Origin of the sequence: Leifsonia sp. A12D58 (genome assembly GCF_047530025.1) — a bacterium.
Lineage (GTDB): Bacteria > Actinomycetota > Actinomycetes > Actinomycetales > Microbacteriaceae > Cryobacterium.
This window is the reverse complement of the sequence record NZ_JBLJAT010000011.1, coordinates 1-2123: the sequence shown is the minus strand read 5'-3', so window position 1 is coordinate 2123 and position 2123 is coordinate 1. Positions and strand designations below refer to the sequence as shown.

Genomic DNA, 2123 nt, shown 5'->3' with positions numbered 1-2123 from the left:
CAGAGGAGAGCTGAACATGCTCCTTAGAAAGGAGGTGATCCAGCCGCACCTTCCGGTACGGCTACCTTGTTACGACTTAGTCCTAATCACCGATCCCACCTTCGACAGCTCCTTCCCTTACGGGTTAGGCCACCGGCTTCGGGTGTTACCGACTTTCATGACTTGACGGGCGGTGTGTACAAGGCCCGGGAACGTATTCACCGCAGCGTTGCTGATCTGCGATTACTAGCGACTCCGACTTCATGAGGTCGAGTTGCAGACCTCAATCCGAACTGAGACCGGCTTTTTGGGATTCGCTCCACCTTGCGGTATTGCAGCCCTTTGTACCGGCCATTGTAGCATGCGTGAAGCCCAAGACATAAGGGGCATGATGATTTGACGTCATCCCCACCTTCCTCCGAGTTGACCCCGGCAGTATCCCATGAGTTCCCACCATTACGTGCTGGCAACATAGGACGAGGGTTGCGCTCGTTGCGGGACTTAACCCAACATCTCACGACACGAGCTGACGACAACCATGCACCACCTGTTTACGAGTGTCCAAAGAGTTGACCATTTCTGGCCCGTTCTCGTATATGTCAAGCCTTGGTAAGGTTCTTCGCGTTGCATCGAATTAATCCGCATGCTCCGCCGCTTGTGCGGGCCCCCGTCAATTCCTTTGAGTTTTAGCCTTGCGGCCGTACTCCCCAGGCGGGGAACTTAATGCGTTAGCTGCGACACGGAGACCGTGGAATGGTCCCCACATCTAGTTCCCAACGTTTACGGCATGGACTACCAGGGTATCTAATCCTGTTCGCTCCCCATGCTTTCGCTCCTCAGCGTCAGTTACGGCCCAGAGATCTGCCTTCGCCATCGGTGTTCCTCCTGATATCTGCGCATTCCACCGCTACACCAGGAATTCCAATCTCCCCTACCGCACTCTAGTCTGCCCGTACCCACTGCAGGCTGGAGGTTGAGCCTCCAGTTTTCACAGCAGACGCGACAAACCGCCTACGAGCTCTTTACGCCCAATAATTCCGGACAACGCTTGCACCCTACGTATTACCGCGGCTGCTGGCACGTAGTTAGCCGGTGCTTTTTCTGCAGGTACCGTCACTTTCGCTTCTTCCCTACTAAAAGAGGTTTACAACCCGAAGGCCGTCGTCCCTCACGCGGCGTTGCTGCATCAGGCTTTCGCCCATTGTGCAATATTCCCCACTGCTGCCTCCCGTAGGAGTCTGGGCCGTGTCTCAGTCCCAGTGTGGCCGGTCACCCTCTCAGGCCGGCTACCCGTCGTCGCCTTGGTGAGCCATTACCTCACCAACTAGCTGATAGGCCGCGAGCTCATCCTTGACCAAAATTCTTTCCACCCCCAGGAGATGCCTCCGAGGGTCGTATCCGGTATTAGACGTCGTTTCCAACGCTTATCCCAGAGTCAAGGGCAGATTGCTCACGTGTTACTCACCCGTTCGCCACTAATCCAAAGAGCAAGCTCTTCTTCATCGTTCGACTTGCATGTGTTAAGCACGCCGCCAGCGTTCGTCCTGAGCCAGGATCAAACTCTCCGTAAATGTTTGATTGACAACCAGCAAGCTGGCGTCACATCTAGTGTGCCTCACCGCCGGAATGGGCGGGAAAGACACAAGTTTGAAACTGACAGAACAAATCATTACTGACTTGCTTTGTTGTTATAAATGTTTTCCAAAGGAATCTCATACGCGGTACTCCCTAGAAAGGAGCCCTACGAACGAGGTTTTTGGCATTTGACATTGTGCACGCTGTTGAGTTCTCAAGGATCGGACGCACCCGACTTCAGGCCTTACGGCTGTCGCTCCGGGGCAACTTCTCTACCTTACCCCTCTATGTTCACCATGTCAAATCGTGTGTTTTCCATGTCTCAGCGGTGCACAAAGCAACCACCACAACACACACACGAATCAACCAGAGAAACGAGAGGAAGGAATAACAATCCTACGCCAACCACACCAATTTCAACAAAGTGAAACCGACCGGTAAAAGCTTGGGATTTGGTCCCGCTTGAGGCCGGGGAGCTGATCCGCTCACCCGCACCTTTGGGGTACGTATAGATACATTACGGCCAACCCGCGAGGCCGTCAAAAGCACGCCACACCCCGGGCGTGTCG

1 rRNA gene is annotated in these 2123 nt (G+C 54.3%); it reads right to left on the bottom strand.

Annotation, left to right across the window (positions count from 1 at the left end):
- Positions 1-27: 27 nt before the first annotated feature.
- A 16S ribosomal RNA gene (locus ACMT3I_RS16100) occupies positions 28-1550 on the bottom strand.
- Positions 1551-2123: the final 573 nt, after the last annotated feature.